Origin of the sequence: Streptomyces sp. NPDC015127 (assembly GCF_043080095.1) — a bacterium.
Lineage (GTDB): Bacteria > Actinomycetota > Actinomycetes > Streptomycetales > Streptomycetaceae > Streptomyces.
Map to the genome: position 1 here is coordinate 1 of NZ_JBIBVE010000042.1, position 16,686 is coordinate 16,686.

Sequence of the window (16,686 nt, forward strand, 5' to 3'; positions counted from 1 at the left end):
CGACGCAACACCGTCGAACGCTGCTTCAACCGACTCAAGGCCTTCCGCGGCATCGCAACCAGATACGAGAAGACCGCCACCTCGTACGAGGCAGCGGTCACACTCGCGTCGCTCCTGCTCTGGGCAAGATCCGTTTGAAGACGGACCCTGGGCGAGGACGGCAGCGAAGATCCATTGCCAGGTGCCGTCGGCAGCCCACCTGATCAGGCGCTTGTGAGCGGTCTGGAACGCACCCCCCATGTCATCAGGGCGGTCGAAAGGAACGGTGGCGACACCGAGTGCCGCCCGAACGACCATGTGGCTGACTGCCCGATGACCGCCGTCCGCCGGCGTCACGAGATTCGGTGAAGCCGATGCTCGTGCAGGGCCACGGTGTACACGTCCGCCGTTGCCTCCGCGGCCGTGGCCCAGCCGAAGGACTGGGCATGCCGCACCGCGGCCTTGCTCATCCGGGCGAAGCGGGCCGGGTCTTCGACGAAGTCGCACAGTGCCCGCGCGTAGTCCGCTGGGTCGTGACCGGGTACGAGAACGCCGCTCACCCCGTCTCGTACAGCCACGGGCAGGCCACCGACCTCTGCGGCGATCACCGGAGTGCCGCAGGCCTGTGCCTCGACGGCCACCAGACCGAAGGACTCGCTGTGGGACGGCATGACCAGGACGGACGCCGCCCGGTACCAGTCGGCGAGCCGGTCCTGGCCGACCGGCGGCCGGAACAGCACGACGTCCGAGATGCCGAGGCAGGCCGCCAGCTTCTGCAGCCCTTCCGGCCTGGCCAGGCCGCTGCCGCTGGGCCCGCCCACGACCGGCACCACGATCCGCTCGCGCAGCTGCGGCCGCTCCTGAAGCAGCCTCGCCACCGCACGCAGCAGGACGTCAGGGGCCTTCAACGGCTGTATGCGGCCCACGAACAGGGGGATCAGCGCGTCCTGCGGGAGGCCGAGGCGGGACCGAGCCGCGGCCCGTCCGGCCCCGATGCCGGAGGCGTCGGGACGGAAGCGCTCCAGATCGACACCGGGGTGGACGACGGCGACCCGGCCGGCGTCGGCGTCGTAGTGGCGGAGGAGCTCGTCCGCTTCCTTCTCGGTGTTCGCGATCAACCGGTCAGCGGCCCGTACGACCTGTGTCTCGCCGAGCACGCGAGCCGCGGGCTCGGGGGCATCACCCTCGGCGAGGGAGGCGTTCTTGACCTTGGCCATGGTGTGCATTGCATGGACGAGTGGGACACCCCAGCGCTGGGCGGCGAGCCGGCCGACATGGCCGGAGAGCCAGTAGTGGGAGTGGACGAGGTCGTAGTGGCCGGGGCGATGGCCGGCCCAGGCCTGCATCACGCCGTGCGTGAAGGCGCACAGCTGGGCGGGCAGGTCTTCCTTCGCCAGTCCCTCGTAGGGTCCGGCGGCCACGTGCCGTACCAGGATCCCGGGCGCGAGTTCGACGCTCGGCGGGAGCTCGGCGGAGGTGGCTCGGGTGAAGATCTCCACCTCGATGTCGATGGCGGCGAGGCGCTTGGCCAGCTCCACGATGTAGACATTCATCCCGCCCGCGTCGCCCGTACCGGGCTGGTGCAGCGGTGAGGTGTGCACACTGAGCATGGCGACGCGGCGAGGGCGGCTGTGCGCACCGGGTGGCCGCGATCGGGGCGGGCCGACGAGCGTGTTGCCGTGGCTACGGCCGCGCTGGAACTCTTCGAGCCGGGTCACGTGCCGACTCCGGCCGTTGGCTCGGCTCGCAGGTCGAGGCGCTGCTCACCCGCGTACACGTTCATGGAACCGCCGCGCAGGAAGCCGACGAGCGTGAGCCCGGTCTCGGCTGCCAGGTCCACCGCGAGGGAGGACGGTGCCGAGACCGCTGACAGCATCGGGATGCCCGCCATGACCGCCTTCTGCACCAGCTCGAAGGAGGCCCGCCCGGACACCAGCAGAATGTTCCGGGACAGCGGCAGTTCGCCGGACTGCAGTGCGCGGCCGATCAGCTTGTCGACGGCGTTGTGCCGGCCGACGTCCTCCCTCAGGTCCAGCAGTTCGCCCTCGGGCGAGAAAAGCCCGGCGGCATGCAGTCCACCGGTGCGGTCGAACACCCGCTGCGCGGCGCGCAGTTGTACGGGCAGGTCAGCCAGCAGCTCGGGGGTGACCCGGACCGGGGGCATGTCGGCGATCGGCCACCGCGCCGTGGTCCGTACGGCGTCCAGGCTGGCCTTCCCGCACAGGCCGCATGACGACGTGGTGTACACGTTCCGCTCGAGCGTGATGTCGGGCAGCGGCACGCCGGGGGCGAGCTGCACGTCGACGACGTTGTACGTGTTCGAGCCGTCCTGTGTGGTGCCCGCGCAGTACACGATGTTCGACACGTCCTCGGCCCGGCTCACAACGCCCTCGCTCACCAGAAAGCCGGCGGCGAGCGCGAAGTCGTCTCCGGGCGTGCGCATGGTGATCGCCAGCGGCTTGCCGCTGAGCCGGATCTCCAGTGGCTCCTCCGCCACGAGCGTGTCCGGGCGCGTGATCCGCGCACCGTCCCGGATGCGCAGCACGTGTCGTCGCTCGGTGACCCGTCCCATGGCCTCACTCCAGTTCTTTCTGTGGACGTCGTTCCGCTCTACGCCCGGGGCCTCAGCCCCCGATGGCGGACATCGGCCGTTGGGGCTGCCGGAAGGACGGCTCTTCGAGGCCGGAGCCGGCCTTCTTCCCCCACATCGCGCGCTTCCACAGCCTCGCGATCTCCTCGTCCGGCGCCCCGGAGCGCAGCGCTGCGCGCAGGTCGGACTCCTCTTGGGCGAACAGGCAAGTGCGCACCTGGCCGTCGGCGGTGAGCCGGGTGCGGTCGCAGGCGCGGCAGAAGGGGCGGGTGACGGAGGCGATGACGCCGACCCGGGCCGGCCCGCCGTCGACGATCCAGCGCTCGGCGGGCGCGGAGCCGCGAGCCCCGTCCGGCTCAGGGGTGAGCGTGAAGCGGGTGCGCAGGCTCTCCAGAATGTTCCCGGCAGTGATCATGCCGTCGCGCTTCCAGCCGTGCTGGGCGTCGAGCGGCATCTGCTCGATGAACCGGAGTTCGTATTCGTTCTCCCTGGCCCAGGCGAGCAGTTCGGGTGCCTCGTCGTCGTTGAGTCCGGGCATCAGGACGGCATTGACCTTCACCGGAGTGAGCCCGACGGCGCGGGCCGCCGCCAGGCCCTCCAGTACGTCGCGGTGGCGGTCGCGCCGGGTCAGGGCCTGGAAGGCGGCGGGGCGGAGCGTGTCCAGCGAGACGTTGACCCGGTCCAGACCCGCGGCCTTCAGGGCGGCCGCAGTGCGCGAGAGGCCGATGCCGTTGGTGGTCAGCGACAGCTTGGGGCGCGGTGCGAGGGCGGCACAGCGCTCGACGATGCCGACGAGCCCCGGGCGCAGCAGGGGCTCGCCGCCGGTGAAGCGGACCTCCTCCACGCCGAGTTCGGTGACCGCGATCCGGATGAGCCGTACGACCTCGTCGTCCGTGAGCAGGTCGGGCCTGGCCAGCCACCGCAGTCCCTCTTCGGGCATGCAGTACGTGCAGCGCAGGTTGCACCGGTCGGTGAGCGAGACCCGCAGGTCGGTGGCGACGCGACCGAAGGTGTCGATGAGCATGGCTGCGGCTTTCTCCCGCTCCGTCCGCCTCATCAGCACTCGATGACGTTGACGGCGAGGCCGCCACGGGCGGTCTCCTTGTACTTGACCTTCATGTCGGCGCCGGTCTCCTTCATGGTCTTGATGACCTTGTCGAGGGAGACGTGGTGGCGGCCGTCGCCGCGCAGTGCCATACGGGCGGCGGTGACGGCCTTGACCGCGGCCATGCCGTTGCGCTCGATGCACGGGATCTGGACGAGGCCGCCGACCGGGTCGCAGGTCAGGCCGAGGTTGTGCTCCATGCCGATCTCGGCGGCGTTCTCCACCTGCTCCGGGGAGCCGCCGAGGACCTCGGCGAGCGCGCCGGCGGCCATCGAGCAGGCGGAGCCGACCTCGCCCTGGCAGCCGACCTCCGCGCCGGAGATCGAGGCGTTCTCCTTGAACAGCATGCCGATCGCGCCCGCCGCGAGCAGGAAGCGGACCACCCCGTCCTCGTCGGCACCGGGGACGAAGTTCATGTAGTAGTGCAGGACCGCCGGGATGATGCCCGCCGCGCCGTTGGTGGGGGCGGTGACGACCCGGCCGCCGGCGGCGTTCTCCTCGTTCACAGCCATCGCGTACAGCGTGATCCACTCCATGGAGAGGGCCAGCGGGTCGCCCTCGGAGCGCAGCTTGCGCGCGGTGTTCGCGGCACGGCGGCGGACCTTCAGCCCGCCCGGCAGGATGCCCTCGCGGGACATACCCCGGTCCACGCACGCCTGCATGACCCGCCAGATGTCGAGCAGGCCCCCGCGGATCTCCTCCTCCGTGCGCCAGGCCTTCTCGTTCTCCAGCATCAGCGCGGAGATCGACAGGCCGGTCTCCTTGGTCAGGCGCAGCAGCTCGTCACCGGTGCGGAACGGGTGGGCCAGCACCGTGTCGTCGAGCTTGATGCGGTCCGCGCCGACCGCGTCCTCGTCGACCACGAAGCCGCCGCCCACGGAGTAGTACGTCTTCTCCAGCAGTGGCACGCCGGCGGCGTCGTATGCGAAGAGAGTCATGCCGTTGGCGTGATACGGCAGCGACCGCCTGCGGTGCAGGACCAACTGGGTCGAAGCATCGAAGTCGATCTCGTGGGCCGGGCCGATCTCGGCTCCGAGGAGGCGGATGCGCCCGGTGCCGTGGATCCGCTCGACGTCCAGGTCGGCCTGGGCGACGTCGACGGTGTGCGGTTCGTTGCCCTCCAGGCCCAGCAGCACCGCCTTGGGGGTGCCGTGGCCGTGGCCGGTCGCACCGAGAGAGCCGAACAGCTCCGCCCTCACCGCGGCGGTCTGGGCGAGCACGCCGTCCTGCTTCAGCCGGGCGACGAACATCCCGGCGGCACGCATCGGGCCGACGGTGTGCGAACTGGACGGGCCGATGCCTATGGAGAACAGGTCGAAGACGCTGATTGCCACGCCATACTCCGTGGGATTGGTGGGGCGTGCCGAGCGGTCACGGCACGCCCCTGCGGGAGGTTGTCGGTTACAGGCCGGGGTACAGCGGGTGCTTGTCGGCCAGGGCCTTCACCCGGGCCTTGAGCGCTTCGGCCTCGGCGTCCCCGAAGGGAGAAGGCGCCTTGAGCGCCTCGGCGATGACGTCGGCAACCTCGGCGAAGTCCTCGGCCTCAAAGCCGCGGGTGGCCAGGGCCGGGGTGCCGATACGCAGGCCCGACGTCACCATCGGCGGGCGCGGATCGTTGGGAACGGCGTTGCGGTTGACCGTGATGCCGACCTCGTGGAGACGGTCCTCGGCCTGCTGCCCGTCCAGCTCCGACTCCCGCAGGTCTACGAGGATCAGGTGCACGTCCGTGCCGCCGGACAGCACGTTCACCCCGGCCTCTCGGGCGTCGGCGGCCGTCAGGCGCTCCGCGAGGATGCGAGCGCCGTCGACCGTACGTCGCTGGCGCTCCTTGAACTCCTCGCTCGCCGCGACCTTGAAGGAGACCGCCTTGGCCGCGATCACGTGCTCCAGCGGTCCGCCCTGGAAGCCGGGAAAGACGGACGAGTTCAGCTTCTTCGCGAAGGCCTGCTTGGCGAGGATGATGCCGCCCCGCGGCCCGCCGAGCGTCTTGTGCGTGGTGGAGGTGACGACATCCGCGTACTCCACCGGGTTCGGGTGCAGCCCCGCCGCGACCAGACCGGCGAAGTGCGCCATGTCCACCCACAGGTACGCCTCGACCTCGTCGGCGATCCGCCGGAACTCCGCGAAGTCCAGCTGCCGCGGATACGCCGACCACCCTGCGATGATCACCTTCGGTCGGTGCTCCTTGGCGAGACGCTCCAGCTCCGCCATGTCGACCAGACCGGACTCGGGGTCCACGTGGTACGGGACCACGTGGAACTGCTTGCCCGAGAAATTGATCTTCATGCCGTGGGTGAGGTGGCCGCCGTGGGCCAGGTCCAGACCCAGGATGGTGTCGCCGGGCTGGGCCAGCGCGAACAGGGCCGCCTGGTTGGCCGAGGCGCCGGAGTGGGGCTGGACGTTGGCGTACTCGGCGCCGAACAGTTCCTTGATCCGGTCGATGGCGATCTGCTCGGCGACGTCGACGTGCTCGCAGCCGCCGTAGTAACGGCGGCCGGGGTAGCCCTCGGCGTACTTGTTGGTCAGGACCGAACCCTGCGCCTGCAACACCGCGACCGGCGCGAAGTTCTCCGAGGCGATCATCTCCAGGGTGGACTGCTGGCGCCCCAGCTCCGCGTCGACCGCGGCGGCGACCTCGGGGTCGAGCTCGTGCAGGGGCTGGTTGAACAGGGTCATCGACGGTCTCCTCGGGTGTGGGCACAGTGGGCGGCGTAGGCATCGGGGGTCAGCGCGCCGGCGATGTTCTCGACCCGCAGCCGGAACAGCCAGCCGCCGGTGTAGGGGGCGGCGTTGACGACGCCGGGGTCGTCGGCCAGTACGGGGTTGACTTCCAGGACCGGGCCCGAGGCGGGGGCGTACAGGACGCTGACGGCGGTCCGTGACTGGATCTGTCCGCAGCTCTCCCCTGCCTCGACCCAGGAGCCGACCGCGGGCAGACGGAGGCCGACCACGTCACCGAGGGCCTTCGCCGCGAACGCGGTGATGCCGACGGTGGCGTTGCCCTCGTCCACGACGAGCCACTCGTGGTCCCAGGTGTACCGCAGGTGCCGCGGAATGCTCGTGGCGGTCTCCCCTGCGGATTCCAGGGAGAGTTGAGGCCCGGAGGTCATGACACGACGGCCGCGGCGGCGGGGACGAGGGTGCGGCGGAGCCGGTTGAAGAACTTCGGCTGGTTGAGGGAGAGGACGGCGACGGGGGTGCCCTCGCGCCGGTAGACGGCCGTGAAGGTGCGGCTGTCGACGTCGCCTTCGACGACCTCGGGCTCGGCGCCGGGGGCGACGTATCCGGCGACCTGGATACGGACCTGGTACTGGTCGGACCAGAACTACGGCGGGGTGAGCGGGGCGGGGGCCGACACACCGGTCAGGAGTGTGCGGGCGGCGGTCTTCGCCTGCTCGGTGGCGTTGCTCCAGTGCTCGATGCGGGCGTGCCGTCCGGTGAACGGGTTGGGGCAGCGGGCGACGTCACCGACGGCGACCACGCCCGGGACACCGGTCGCGCAGCCGGCGTCGCACACCACGCCGTCGTCCACCTGAACGCCGGAACCGGCGAGCCAGTCGGTGTTGGGCCGCACGCCCACGCCGGCCACGACGATGTCGGCGGGCAGCACCCGCCCGTCAGCGAGCCGTACGCCGGTGACCCGACTCTCGCCGATCAGTTCCGCCACGCCGGTTCCGCACAGCAGCTGAGCACCGTGATCGCTGTGGAGCGAGGAGACCACCAGCCCCATCTCACGCCCGAGTTGGCGCTCCAGGGGTACGGGGAGCGCCTCGACGACGGTGACGTGGAGCCCGAGCCGGTGTGCGGTGGAGGCGACCTCGGCACCGATGAACCCGGCGCCGATGACGACGACCCGGGGCAGGCCGTCGAGCAGTTCGGCGCGCAGGGCCTGGGCGTCGTCCAGGGTGCGCAGGGTGTGGACGCCCGCCAGCCCGTCGGTGCCAGGGAGGGTGCGGGGGCCGGCGCCGGTCGCGATGACGACGCCGTCGGTGCGCACATGCCGTCCCCCGGTGAGGGTGACGGAGCGAGCGACGGGGTCGAGCCGCACCGCTCGCTCGCCGAGCAGCCACTGCACGTCCAGGGCCTCGTACTCGTCGGCGTCGCCGAGCGCGAGCCCGTCGGCGTCGATGTCACCCTGGAGGAAGTCCTTGGACAGCGGGGGGCGGTCGTAGGGAGTGTGGCGCTCCTCCCCCACGACGACGATCTCGCCGTCATAGCCCTCTGCGCGCAGCGCGCGGACCGTGCTCAGTCCTGCGAGCGACGCTCCGACGACGGTGATGCTCCTCATGCCGGCTCCAGACGGGAAGTTGTCTCATATAACACAACGAAATTCGCTATACGCAACATGCTTTCCGCGCGATGCGGCATTGTCAAGGGAGGCGTCGCATATCAATTTTCTGATGATGCTCTACGTTGCGCGATTCGCAACCTACGCGGGACGACGAACTTGGGCGTCCACGGTTACGGCGCCGGCTCGTCCCACTGGTCCAGGAGCATGTCGCCCATGGCTTCGTCGAGCTCGGTCTCGGCGGCGTCCAGGGACTGTTCGCTCCAGATGACCTTGCCGCGATCGGTGTACCGGGTGCCCCAGCGCTGGGCGAAGTGGGCGACGAGGAACAGTCCCCGCCCTCCCTCGTCGGTGGTGGCCGCCCGGCGCAGGTGCGGGGAGGTGCTGCTGCCGTCGGCGACTTCGCAGATCAGGCTGTCGCGGTCGTACAGCAGCCGGAGCCGGATGGGGTCGGCGCCGTAGCGGATGGCGTTGGTGACCAGTTCGCTGAGGATGAGCTCGGTGATGTAGGCGACCTGGTCCAGGCCCCAGGCCTCCAGCCGGCGGGCGCAGGCGGCGCGGATGCCGGCGACTGCAGCGGGATCGGAGGGCACGTCCCAGTCGGCGACCCGGTCCGGGTCCAGCAGCCGGGTGCGTGCCACCATCAGGGCGATGTCGTCACGGGGTCGATCGGGCAGCAGGGCGTCGAGCACCGCCTGACAGGCCTGCTCCGGGGTCTGGTCGGGGTGTGCCAGGGCGTTTTTGAGGAGTTCGAGGCCGACATCGATGTCGCGGTCGCGGTCCTCGACGAGCCCGTCGGTGTACAGGGCCAGCCGGGAGCCCTCGGGCAGGTGCAGTTCGGCGGTCTCGATCGGCAGGCCGGACCCCAGACCGAGCGGCGGTGAGACCGGGACCTCGGGGAACGTGACGGAGCCGTCGGGGTGGACCACGGCGGGCCCGGGGTGGCCGGCCCGGGCGACGGTGCAGTGGCCGGAGACCGGGTCGTAGATCGCGAACAGACAGGTGGCCCCGGTGACGGCTTCGCTCTCCCCCTCGGCCGTCCCCGCCTCGTCGATGCGGGCGACCAGCTCGTCCACATGGCTCAGGAGCTCGTCCGGGGCGAGGTCGAGGGCACAGAAGTTGTGCACCGCGGTGCGCAGACGGCCCATGGTCGCGGCCGCGTGCAGGCCGTGGCCGACGACGTCGCCGACGACGAGGGCCACGCGGGCGCCGGGCAGCGGAATCACATCGAACCAGTCCCCGCTGACCCCGGCCTGGGCGGGCAGATAGCGGTAGGCCACGTCCAGCGCCGACTGCTCGGGCAGGCCGCGCGGCAGCAGGCTGCGTTGCAGGGTGACCGCCATGGTGTGCTCGCGGGTGTAACGGCGGGCGTTGTCGACGGCGACAGCGGCACGCGCGGCCAGCTCCTCGGCGAAGGCGAGGTCGTCCGGCGTGAACCGCTTCCGCTCCGAGCGCCAGAAGTCCACCATGCCCAGGACCGTCTCGCGGGTCTGCAACGGCACGGTGATCAGGGAGTGGATGCCGAAGTCCAGGACGCGCCGCGCCCGCTCCGGATCCTGCGCCTGCCAGCCCGGCGCGTCGCCCAGGTCGGGCAGCAGCACGGCGTGACCGCCGTGCAGGCCCTGCGCCTGCGGCATGGTCGGGAGGAAGGTGATCCGTTCCCCGGCCGGGATCAGCGGGTGATCGTCGCGGATACCGCGTACGGCGATGCGGTCCATGGTCGGGCTCGGGTCGCCGTTCGGCTCCGCGCCCTGCCGGACCGCGGGCAGCAGCTCGACGGTGACGTAGTCGGCGAACCGGGGAACCGCGATCTCGGCCAGTTCCTCAGCGGTGCGCACCACGTCAAGCGTGGTGCCGATGCGCACCCCGGCGTCGTAGAGCAGTTGCAGGCGTTCGCGCGCCACCTCGGCCCGTCCCGCCAGGGAGCGCAGCTCGGTGGTGTCCCGCAGTGTGGCCACGCTCCCGGTCGGGGCGGTCGGCCGCAGGTTGACGGCCAGCAGCCGTTCCCCGGCCAGGACCACCTCGTCGGTGGCGACCCGGCCCGAGGTCACCAGCTCGGCGACGCGCGGGGCCAGCCCGAGGTCGGTGACCGGTCTGCCCTCCCCGTCCTCGGGCAGGTCCAGCAGCCGGCGCGCCTCGTCGTTGGCCAGCAGCAGCCGTCCCTCGCCGCTGACGACGACCACGCCCTCCCGGACCGAGTGCAGGACCGCGTCGTGGTGCTCGTACATCCGTGTCATCTCGGCCGGATCGAGACCGTGGGTCTGCCGCCGCAGTCGCCGACTCACGAGCGCCGATCCGCCGGTGACGAGCGCGAGCCCGCCGACGGCGGAGCCGAACAGCAGTGGCAGCTGCTCGGTCACCCGCTCGTTGATGCTCCGGAGCGTGATGCCGACGGAGACCAGTCCGACGACCTTGCCGTCGGTGTCGAAGACGGGAACCATCGTGTCCACGGCGCGGCCGACACCGGGCGTGTCGTAGGTCTCCTGGTGCACGCGGCCCGCGAGTGCCTCGGCGTAGGAGCCGACCACGTGCTTGCCGATCAGGTTCGGGTCCGGGTGGGTCCAGCGGATGCCCTTCGTGTCGAAGGCGATGATGTAGGCCACCCCGGAGTCCTTCCGGGCCGCTTCCGCCTGCGGCTGGAGCAGGGCGCTGGGGTCCGGGGACTTCATGGCGGCCAGCGTCCCCGGGGCGTGCGCGAAGGTCTCGGCGCCGACGAGCGAGCGCTGATTGGCCTCCTGCAGGCTCGCGTTCCGGGCCTGCAGCACGAGGGCCGTCACGGCGGCGATCACGAGCAGCAGGACGACGGCCGCCTGGAGGATGAAGACCTGGCCCGCGACGCTGTGCACGCTCAGCACGGAGGGCAGACGTACCGAGGGTCGCCGCGATCTGAACCTCTCCATGCTTCAAGTATTGGCCCTCATTGTCTGGTAGCACCCTCGTCCTGCCGGATCTCCACATGACAGCCCAATGGCCCGCCCACCTGCCGGAGGGGCCGCAACAGCAGGTGGGCGGGCAGTACTGGGGGGCGGGGTCAGTGCGTGGGGCGCACCTCGAGCTTGTTCTGCAGCCAGGTGTGGAACTCGCCGATGTGGTGCTCGCTGGGCACCAGCACGCCGCCCTTGGCGTACGCCTTCGAGCTCATCGCCGGCTGGGTGCGCTCACAGGCGTCGAAGTCCTGCTGGTTGACCCGGTGGAACAGCTCCACCGAACGGTCCACGTCCTTGCCGCTCTCCACGACGTGCGGCAGGTACAGCCAGTCGCATTCGACGACCGTGCGGTCGTGCGCCATCGGGTACATCCGGTGGAAGATCACGTGGTCGGGGACGAGGTTGATGAAGACCTGCGGCCGGACGGTGATCGCGTAGTACTTGCGGTCCTGGTCGTCGGCGACTCCCGGGATGCGGTCCAGTCCCTCGGAGCCGTCCACCGTGAAGCCCTGGACGTCCTCACCGAACTCGGCGCCGTGGCCGACGTAGTACTGGGCGGCGTAACCGTCGGCGAACTCGGGGAGTACTTCGGTGAGTTCGGGGTGGATGGTGGCGCAGTGGTAGCACTCCATGAAGTTCTCGATGATGAGCTTCCAGTTGGCCTTCACGTCGTAGGTGATACGGCGGCCCAGCTTCAGGTCGTCGATGCCGTAGCGCTCGATCGACTCCAGGTCGCCGAGCCGCTCGACGACCGCGCCCTGCACGTCCGCCTCGAAGGAGGGCGGGGTGTCGGCGAGGCACACCCACACATAGCCGAGCCACTCCCGCACATGGACGTTGATCAGGCCGTACTCGGTCCGGTCGATGTCCGGCATCGACGTCAGGTTGGGCGCGGCGACCAGCTTGCCGTCCAGGCCGTAGGTCCAGGCGTGGTACGGACACTGGAAGGCGCGCTTCACCTCGCCGGACTCCTCGGTGCACAGCTTGGCGCCGCGGTGTCGGCAGATGTTGAGGAAGCCCTTGATCGAACCGTCCCGCGAGCGGGAGATCAGCACGCTCTCGCGGCCCACCTGGTAGGTGCGGAACGCGCCGGGCTTGTCCAACTCGGCGGCGCGGGCCACACAGAACCACATGGCCTCGAGGACCCGCTCCTGCTCCTGGGCGAAGACCTCGGGGTCGGTGTAGTACTCACCGGACAGCGTGGGGATCAGGCTGGGCGGCAGATTCGTAATGGTCATCTCGTCACCTTCGGAAATGTCAGACGCGCACGCGGCGGGGATCGAACAGGGCAATGGGGTGGTCGGTGGTGCCTTCGGTTGCCAGGTCGGCGAGGATCTCGCCGATGACGGGCACGAACTTGAACCCGTGGCCGGAGAAGCCGCAGGCCACCGTCACCTGCGGATGCTCGGGATGCCGGGCGAGGACGAAGTTCTCGTCCGGCGTGTTGGCGTACATACAGGCCGCGGCCTTGAGGAAGCGGCCGGGCAGGGTGGGGATGCGCGGGCGCAGGTAGTCGGCCATGGCCGCGATCTCGTCCGGGTGGATCCGGCGGTCGAGGTGGTCGGGGTCACTGGGGACGCCTTTGCGGAAGAAGGCGACCTTGGCGCCGCCGTCGGGGCCGTCGAGCGAGGGGAAGCCGTAGATCTGGGTGCCGTCGGGGTCCTCCCAGATGTAGACCGGGTGCCGTTCGGAGCTGAACGGGCGGACCCCGCCCTCGGGTTGGAACCAGTACATGACCTGGCGCTCCACCGTCACGCGCACACCGAGGTCGGACAGCAGCTTCGGCGCCCAGGCCCCGGGGGCGATGACCAGCCGGTCGGCGGTGTAGGCGCCGCGGTCGGTGACCACCCAGGCCTTGCCGCCGGGGCCGTCGGCCTCCCAGCCGAGGACCATCTCCGCGAAGTGCAGGTCGGCGCCGTGCGCGCGGGCCAGGTCCAGGTGGGCCGTGACGGTCGCCTCGGGACGGGCGATGCCGGCCTTGCGCTCGTAGAAGGCGACGTCCTCGGCCGCCGGGTTGAAGGTGGGGAAGCGGCGCCGGATGTCGGCGGCGCCCAGGACCTCGTGCTCCAGGCCCCACTCGTGGGCGCTGCGCAGGGTGCCGGTGAAGGCCTCGCTCCCCTCGCGGCCGATCATGAGACCGCCCGTCTCGGTGAAGACCTCGCGGCCGGAGTCGGCGGCGAGCTTCTCCCACAGTTCACGGGCGCGCAGAAGCAGGGGTACGTAGGCCGGGTCCTCGAAGTATGCCTGCCGGTAGATACGGGAACCGCCGTGGCTGGAGCCGAGGTTGTGGGCGGGGCCGAAGCGCTCGATGCCGAGTACTCGCTGACCGCGGGCGGCGAGGTGACAGGCAGCCGCGCTGCCCATCCCGCCCAGGCCGACGACGATCACGTCGTACGAAGTGGGCATGTGTCCATCTCCTGGGAATCTTGCCGATAAGGGTGTGGTGCTGCTGCCGGAACTCGGGGCCCGTTCAGCGGCGGATGCGCGACATCTCGGGGTCGAAGAGGGGCTCGGCGGCGGTGACGGCCGCGACCCTGGCGCCGAAGTACTCGATCTCCACCGGGGTTCCGGGGGCGGCGTGTTCGGCGGGCAGCCAGGCGTACGCGATGGGCGCGCCGATCGTGTAGCCGTAGGCGGCGCTGGTCACGTAGCCGACCCGGCGGCCGTCCACGTAGACCGGTTCGTGGCCCATCACCACGGACTGCTCTTCCTGGACGACCAGCGGGGTGAGCCGGCGGGTGACCGTCTCGTCGCTGATGCCCTCCAGCGCGGACTTGCCGGTGAAGTGCTCTTTGTTGCGGCGGACGGCGAAGCCGAGACCGGCCTCGTAGGGGTTGTGCTCGGTGGTCATGTCATGGCCCCAGGAGCGGTACCCCTTCTCCAGGCGCAGGCTGTTGAAGGCGCTGCGGCCGGCGGCGATGATCCCCAGCTCCTGCCCGGCCTCCCACAGGGTGTCCCACAGCCGGGCGCCGAGGTCGGCGGTGGTGTAGATCTCCCAGCCCAGCTCGCCCACGTAGCTCAGCCGCATCGCGGTGACCGGGACGTCGCCGAGATAGGCCTGTTTGGCCTTGAAGTAGCCGAAGCCCTGGTGCGAGAAGTCGGTGTCGGTCAGCGGCTGGACGAGGTCGCGGGCGCGCGGGCCCCAGACGCCGAGGCAGCAGGTGCCGGCGGTGATGTCCCGTACCTGCACCGAGCCGTCGCCGGGCAGTCGCCGGCGCAACCAGTCCAGGTCGAGGTTGCCGTTGGCGCCGATCTGGAAGCGCTCGGTCTCCAGGCGGGCGATGGTCAGGTCGCTGCGGACACCGCCGGCGGCGTCGAGCAGCAGGGTGTAGGTGACCGACCCGACCGGCCTGTCGAGCTGGTTGGTGGTCAGCCTCTGGAGGAAGGCGAGCGCTTCGGGGCCGGTGACCTCCAGCCGCTTCAGCGGGGTCATGTCGTACAGGGCGACGCGCTCGCGGGTGACGAGGGCCTCGGCACCGGCGATCGGCGACCAGTAGCGGGACGCCCAGTCGCCCCGGCCGGGGACGCGGGCCACTTCGGGGAGGTCGGCGTTGGCCTCGTACCAGTGCGGGCGTTCCCAGCCGCCGCCCTCCAGGAAGACCGCGCCGAGGGCCTCCTGACGGGTGTGGAAGGGGCTGGTCCGCAGGGGGCGTGGGCGTTCCGCGGGCTGCAGCGGGTGCAGGATGTCGTAGACCTCGGCGAAGTTCTGGCAGCTGCGCTCGTTCACGTACGAGGGTGCCAGCTGGACTTCCTCGAAGCGGTTGACGTCGCACTCGTGGACGTCGGTGCCGGGCCGGCCGTCGACCAGCCACTCGGCCATGGCCTTGGCCACGCCGGCCGAGTGGGTGACCCAGACGGCCTCCGCGAGCCAGAAGCCCTGGACTTCTCGCGACTCGCCCATCAGCGGCATGCCGTCGGAGGTGAAGGAGAAGATGCCGTTGAAGCCCTCCTCGATCTTCGTGTCGGCCAGGGAGGGAAGCAGGGCGAGGGAGTCGGCCCAGGCGCCCTCGAAGTCGGCCTCGGTGAACTCCAGCGAGGACGGCATCGCGGATTCGCTGGGGTGCGCCACCCGGTCCAGGCTGACGGGCATGGGGCGGTGGGCGTAGGAGCCGATGCCGATGCGGTCGACGAGTTCGCGGTAGTACAGGCCGGCGTCCTGGTTGCGCAGGATCGGCAGGGACGCCTCGGTGTGCTCGTCGTTGCGGCCGGCGAGCAGCGGGAGTTCGGTGGTGCGGGCGTACTGGTGGGCCAGGGGCACCAGCGGCACCGGCTGCCCGACCATCTGCCCGATCCGCGGGCCCCAGAATCCGGCGCAGGAGACCACGATGTCCGCCGGGAAGGTTCCCTGGTCGGTGACGACCGCGCTGACCCGGTCGCCGGCCGTCTCGATCCCGGTCACCGTGTGGTGGGCGTGGAAGCGGGCTCCGCGGGCCGTCGCCAGGCGGGCCTGCGCCTCGCTCGCGCGCAGCGCTTTGGCCAGACCGTCGCTCGGGATGTGGAAGCCGCCGAGGATGCGTTCGGGGTCCAGCAGGGGGTGGAGGGCAACGGACTCCTCGGGGGTGAGCAGGCGGCTGTCGACTCCCCACGAGCTCAGCCAGCCGTGTCGGCGTTGGATCTCCGCGAGCCGCTCGGGGCTGGTGGCCACCTCCAGGCCGCCGACCTGCTTGAAGCACCACTGCCCGTCCAGGGTCAGCGCGCTGTACTTCTCCACCGTGTACCGGGCGAACTCGGTCATCGTCTTGGACCCGTTGGTCTGGAACACCAGACCGGGGGCGTGTGAGGTGGAGCCGCCCGTGGCGAAGAGCGGGCCCTGCTCCAGAACGGTGACGTCCGTCCAGCCGCGGGCGGTCAGTTCGTCGCTGAGTGCGCACCCGACGATGCCGGCGCCGATGATGACCACCTTCGGCTGTGCCGCCATGGTCTTCCTCCAGGTTCGTAGTGCTGTGACGGGCCATGGGTACTGCGGTGACGGGCGGGGTCAGTGGCCGCGGGCGATCCACTCGTCGAGGTGGGGCGCCTCGGCCCCGATCGAGGTGGTGGAACCGTGGCCGGTGTGGACGGTGGTGTCGGCGGGGAGCGTGAGCAGCCGGTCGCGGATGGAGGCGATGATGGTGTCGAAGTCGGAGAAGGAGCGACCGGTGGCTCCGGGGCCGCCCTGGAAGAGGGTGTCGCCGGAGAACAGGGCGCCCAGCTCGGGCACGTACAGGCAGACGGAGCCGGGCGAGTGTCCGGGGGTGTGCAGCACCTGGAGCGCGGTGCCGGCCACGGTCAGGTCCTCGCCGTCGATCAGCTCCCAGAAGTCGGGCACCCACGTGCCGTGCGCCGTCTTCCACAGCACCGCATCGGCCGGGTGCAGCAGGATCGGCGCGCCGTAGCGGGCGGCGAGGGCCGGGGCGGCGTTGACGTGGTCGTTGTGGGCGTGGGTGCACACGACGGCGACCAGGCGCCGGTCGCCGACGGCGGCGGCGATCGCGGCGGTGTCGTGCGCGGCGTCGATCACGAGGACCTCGTCGTCGTCGCCGATCAGCCAGACGTTGTTGTCCACCTCCCAGCTGCCGCCGTCCAGTTCGAAGGTGCCGGAGGTGACGAGGCGTTCGATCCGCGCGGTCACAGGACCACCACCGAGCGCAGGACGTCACCGCGGTGCATCCTGGCGAACGCGGCCTCCACGTCGTCCAGGCTGATCTTCTCGGTGACGAAGCCGCCCAGGTCGAAGCGGCCCTGGAGGTAGAGGTCGATGAGGGCGGGGAAGTCCCGGGAGGGCAGGCAGTCGCCGTACCAGGAGGACTTCAGTGCC

11 protein-coding genes and 3 pseudogenes are annotated in these 16,686 nt (G+C 70.7%); 1 reads left to right on the forward strand and 13 read right to left on the reverse strand.

Going from position 1 to position 16,686, the window contains the following annotated elements; translation table 11 throughout:
- Positions 1-138, forward strand: a pseudogene (locus ACF08N_RS36265) (IS5/IS1182 family transposase); the annotation flags it as partial.
- A gap of 194 nt (positions 139-332) precedes the next feature.
- Here ACF08N_RS36265 and mshA read toward each other — a convergent pair.
- From mshA to ACF08N_RS36330, 13 genes and pseudogenes are all read right to left on the reverse strand, one after another.
- Positions 333-1,697 carry a D-inositol-3-phosphate glycosyltransferase gene (gene mshA / locus ACF08N_RS36270; protein WP_392328996.1) on the reverse strand — a complete coding sequence of 455 codons (1,365 nt, stop codon included), beginning with the start codon at positions 1,695-1,697 and terminating at the stop codon, positions 333-335.
- Entirely contained in the window at positions 1,694-2,551 is an 858-nt protein-coding gene (gene fdhD / locus ACF08N_RS36275; RefSeq protein WP_392328997.1) for a formate dehydrogenase accessory sulfurtransferase FdhD, read from the reverse strand. The genes mshA and fdhD overlap by 4 nt, the downstream gene beginning before the upstream one ends.
- 52 nt (positions 2,552-2,603) lie before the next feature.
- Positions 2,604-3,593: a GTP 3',8-cyclase MoaA gene (moaA, locus tag ACF08N_RS36280; protein ID WP_392328998.1), complete on the reverse strand. Its 990-nt coding sequence runs from the start codon at positions 3,591-3,593 to the stop codon at positions 2,604-2,606.
- A gap of 32 nt (positions 3,594-3,625) precedes the next feature.
- Positions 3,626-5,008: an L-serine ammonia-lyase gene (locus tag ACF08N_RS36285; protein ID WP_392328999.1), complete on the reverse strand. Its 1,383-nt coding sequence runs from the start codon at positions 5,006-5,008 to the stop codon at positions 3,626-3,628.
- 67 nt (positions 5,009-5,075) lie between these two features.
- Complete coding sequence (gene glyA / locus ACF08N_RS36290; RefSeq protein ID WP_392329000.1) at positions 5,076-6,350, reverse strand: serine hydroxymethyltransferase; 1,275 nt, start codon at positions 6,348-6,350, stop codon at positions 5,076-5,078.
- The gene (locus ACF08N_RS36295) at positions 6,347-6,784 is read right to left on the reverse strand and encodes a glycine cleavage system protein H (RefSeq protein WP_392329001.1); all 438 of its coding nucleotides are present in this window, start codon (positions 6,782-6,784) and stop codon (positions 6,347-6,349) included. The genes glyA and ACF08N_RS36295 overlap by 4 nt, the downstream gene beginning before the upstream one ends.
- A pseudogene (locus ACF08N_RS36300) lies at positions 6,781-7,962 on the reverse strand (NAD(P)/FAD-dependent oxidoreductase). Before ACF08N_RS36300 ends, ACF08N_RS36295 begins: the two are co-directional and overlap by 4 nt.
- A 173-nt stretch (positions 7,963-8,135) precedes the next feature.
- Positions 8,136-10,862 carry a SpoIIE family protein phosphatase gene (locus ACF08N_RS36305; RefSeq protein WP_392329002.1) on the reverse strand — a complete coding sequence of 909 codons (2,727 nt, stop codon included), beginning with the start codon at positions 10,860-10,862 and terminating at the stop codon, positions 8,136-8,138.
- Positions 10,863-10,993: 131 nt separating this feature from the next.
- Positions 10,994-12,127, reverse strand: coding sequence for an aromatic ring-hydroxylating dioxygenase subunit alpha (locus ACF08N_RS36310; RefSeq protein WP_392329003.1), 1,134 nt, complete (start codon positions 12,125-12,127; stop codon positions 10,994-10,996).
- A 19-nt stretch (positions 12,128-12,146) separates the two neighbouring features.
- A complete protein-coding gene (gene solA, locus ACF08N_RS36315) occupies positions 12,147-13,295 on the reverse strand; it encodes an N-methyl-L-tryptophan oxidase (protein WP_392329004.1) in 1,149 nt (382 codons plus the stop codon).
- A gap of 64 nt (positions 13,296-13,359) precedes the next feature.
- Positions 13,360-15,807, reverse strand: a complete 2,448-nt coding sequence (locus tag ACF08N_RS36320) for an FAD-dependent oxidoreductase (RefSeq protein ID WP_392329005.1) — start codon at positions 15,805-15,807, stop codon at positions 13,360-13,362.
- Between the two features lie 60 nt (positions 15,808-15,867).
- Entirely contained in the window at positions 15,868-16,500 is a 633-nt protein-coding gene (locus tag ACF08N_RS36325; RefSeq protein ID WP_392329006.1) for an MBL fold metallo-hydrolase, read from the reverse strand.
- A pseudogene (locus tag ACF08N_RS36330) lies at positions 16,497-16,686 on the reverse strand (S-(hydroxymethyl)mycothiol dehydrogenase); the annotation flags it as partial. The gene ACF08N_RS36325 and the pseudogene ACF08N_RS36330, both read right to left, overlap by 4 nt.